Origin of the sequence: Candidatus Desulfatibia sp. (assembly GCF_036446775.1) — a bacterium.
Lineage (GTDB): Bacteria > Desulfobacterota > Desulfobacteria > Desulfobacterales > UBA11574 > Desulfatibia_A.
Window position 1 is genome coordinate 1 of sequence record NZ_JAZFTO010000249.1, and the last position, 2,646, is coordinate 2,646.

Genomic DNA, 2,646 nt, shown 5'->3' on the forward strand with positions numbered 1-2,646 from the left:
GTTTTTGCTGGTGGGTTTTTTGTCTTGTCGGGGGGCAGGGCAAGGGCAGAGTCGCCTAACCCATCGCGGCCTAACATCCTTTTTATGGCTCTCTGAAATAATTTGTGGGTAAAACATAAGGAATCGCCTTCGGCGAGGCTGTTTTTATTCTTTTCAAACACCCCCCAACCGAAGCCAGATTAAAAAACAAAAGCAGATGAAATTAACAGGACAGATAAAATATTGAGGATTAAGCATTTTATAAGTGCATCCTGACTCTCCATCTGGATGATAGATTGTTTTCGCCAAAAAACAGTCAACCAGAAAGGATTCAGGATGCAGATTAAAACCTTACTTAATCGTGTACAGAAACACCAGTCTTTTATTTATACGGACATCAAATTGAAGGAAGAAGACGAACAACTTAAACTTGATATTACTATTCGCTCTCGCATCAATAGCCGTCCGATATGCTCGGGTTGCGGATGCAAACGCCCAGGTTACGACATCTTACCTGTTCGCCATTTTGAATTTATTCCGTTCTGGGGCATCCTGGTATACTTTGTTTATGCTATGCGTCGAGTGAATTGTCCCGACTGCGGCATTAAGGTTGAACGTGTCCCATGGGCTGACGGCAAGCGAACAGTTACAAATGCCTACGCATGGTTTCTGGCACGCTGGGCCAAAGAACTCAGTTGGGCTCGAACTGCCGAGGCATTCAGGGCAAGTTGGTATACGGTTTATAGCTCTGTCGAGATGGCAGTGCAATGGGGGCGTGATCATGTTGATCTGGGCGGTATAACGGCTGTCGGCATTGATGAGTTGTGTTGGGGCAGATGGCATCGTTATGTGACGGTCGTCTATCAGATCAACCGAGATCGCATACGTTTGTTGTGGGTTGGAGAAAAACGTACCGCCAAAACAACGTTGCAGTTCTTCCGCTGGTTGGGCAAAGAACGTACGAAACTTCTTGAATATGTTTGCAGTGATATGTGGAAACCCTATCTGAAGGTGATTGCCAGGAAAGCCCCGCAAGCCCTTAACATCCTTGACCGTTTTCATATTGTCGCTCACATGAACAAAGCTATCGATAAGGTTCGTGCAGCAGAAGCCAGGGATTTGGCACGTAATGGATACGTTCCTATATTGAAAAGGAGTCGATGGCTGTTTCTCAAACGCCCTGAGAATCTCACTGACAAAGAGGATACATCCCTTGCGACATTGTTGCAGTACAATCTGAAAACGATAAGAAGCTATCTGTTGAAAGAGGATTTTCAGTCTTTCTGGGATTACCAAAGTTCGTATTGGGCTGGCGTGTTTCTGGATTGCTGGTGCAGTCGAGCGATGCGTTCTCGGATTGAGCCAATGAAGAAAGTTGCCCTTATGCTGCGTAGGCACAAGGAGCTTATATTGAACTGGTTTCGGGCCAGGAAGGAGTTTTCCAGCGGAGTCGTAGAGGGCTTAAATGCCAAAGCGAAACTGACTACCAGAAAAGCATACGGGTTTAAGAGCTTCAAAACGCTCGAATTGGCCCTGTATCACAACCTTGGAGCGTTACCGCAGCCCGCTGGAACCCACGAATTTTTTTGAAGAGGCCATTTTTCTTTGCCCGTGTCAGAATATGAACAAAGTTGCCGGCACCATTAAGTTGTTCAGCGGCAGCTAAGAATACCGGCCCGACAGCAAAATACGCATCAAGCACCAGATAAGCTTCACCTTTCATAGCTATCGCTGTCCGCCTGGCCATTTCAACGATCTGGACGGTTTTCGGCAGATGCCGTTTTTCATCAGAATCCGCCAAAAGCGTCAATCCCTCCTGTATATTGGCCCAAAGCGGCACAGCAAAGTATTTATCACAAGCCCGCATAAGTATTCCGATACACCCCCAATGATGGCCCCGAAAGTATGAAGGCTTGCTGCCGGTTTCTGAATCCTGATGCAGGGTTGTTACAGCTGGCATTTTACGCCCGTCTTTCGGCGTCTTGGTATGGTCTCCAACGAGAACCAGACGATTGTTGATACGATACGCCACATCTTTTTTGACGAGCCACTGCCACCAAATTGACATAATCCCCTCTACACTCCACGCGGTCGAATGGAAAAGATGTAACAGGCAGGTATAGTTTTTCGGCGATAGAGTCAGGGCACGAACAATTGAACTGACGCCGAAGTTATCGGTTCGCAAAATGAATCCAGCAAATACCACAACAAACCAGCAATAGGTCGCCCGCCTTGAAAATGCAGGCCTCATGAATACCAAAAACCGTTTAAGTTCTTCCAGCATCTCAGAATCCTTTCCGAAAAATAATTATTTTTCCACTTGACATTCCATTGCCTTTACGCTATGCTATATAGCATAGCCATATAGTATGAAAAGTCAAGTGGAATAAATGAGGAAAGGACAAAAAATGGACACAAAAGAACTGACAAAAATGAAACGGCGGGTCAGGACACTTCAAAACCAACTGGGCAAGTTAGGCCCTGTGATGCGGGGCAGTGTTGTGATCATAGGAACACGTAACAAGCAGCCATACTTTTCGCTCAATAAGAACAAGAAAACACGCTTGATTTACTTGGGAAAAAAGAGGGAAGATAAAGCCACAGAATACTCTCAAAACTACAAAAATCTCCTTGAGATTGTCGAGGAAATGACTATTATAAATATGA

At 45.5% G+C, this 2,646-nt stretch carries 3 protein-coding genes; 2 read left to right on the forward strand and 1 reads right to left on the reverse strand.

Going from position 1 to position 2,646, the window contains the following annotated elements; translation table 11 throughout:
• Nucleotides 1-315: 315 nt before the first annotated feature.
• Complete coding sequence (locus tag V3S16_RS11680) at nt 316-1,569, forward strand: ISL3 family transposase (protein WP_413885129.1); 1,254 nt, start codon at nt 316-318, stop codon at nt 1,567-1,569.
• Here V3S16_RS11680 and V3S16_RS11685 read toward each other — a convergent pair.
• Nucleotides 1,493-2,263 (reverse strand): hypothetical protein, encoded by a 771-nt coding sequence (locus tag V3S16_RS11685; protein WP_413885131.1) that lies wholly within the window; start codon nt 2,261-2,263, stop codon nt 1,493-1,495. The genes V3S16_RS11680 and V3S16_RS11685 overlap by 77 nt on opposite strands.
• Nucleotides 2,264-2,387: 124 nt before the next feature.
• On the opposite strand from V3S16_RS11685, the gene V3S16_RS11690 reads away from it, so the two are divergent.
• Nucleotides 2,388-2,646: hypothetical protein (locus tag V3S16_RS11690; RefSeq protein WP_413885133.1), on the forward strand; the 259-nt coding region annotated here is incomplete at its 3' end.

Bases quoted from the DNA above. Each gene is read 5' to 3' on its own strand.
- V3S16_RS11685 (WP_413885131.1), bottom strand. From the start codon at position 2,263: ATGCTGGAAGAACTTAAACGGTTTTTGGTATTCATGAGGCCTGCATTT.
- V3S16_RS11680 (WP_413885129.1), top strand. From the start codon at position 316: ATGCAGATTAAAACCTTACTTAATCGTGTACAGAAACACCAGTCTTTT.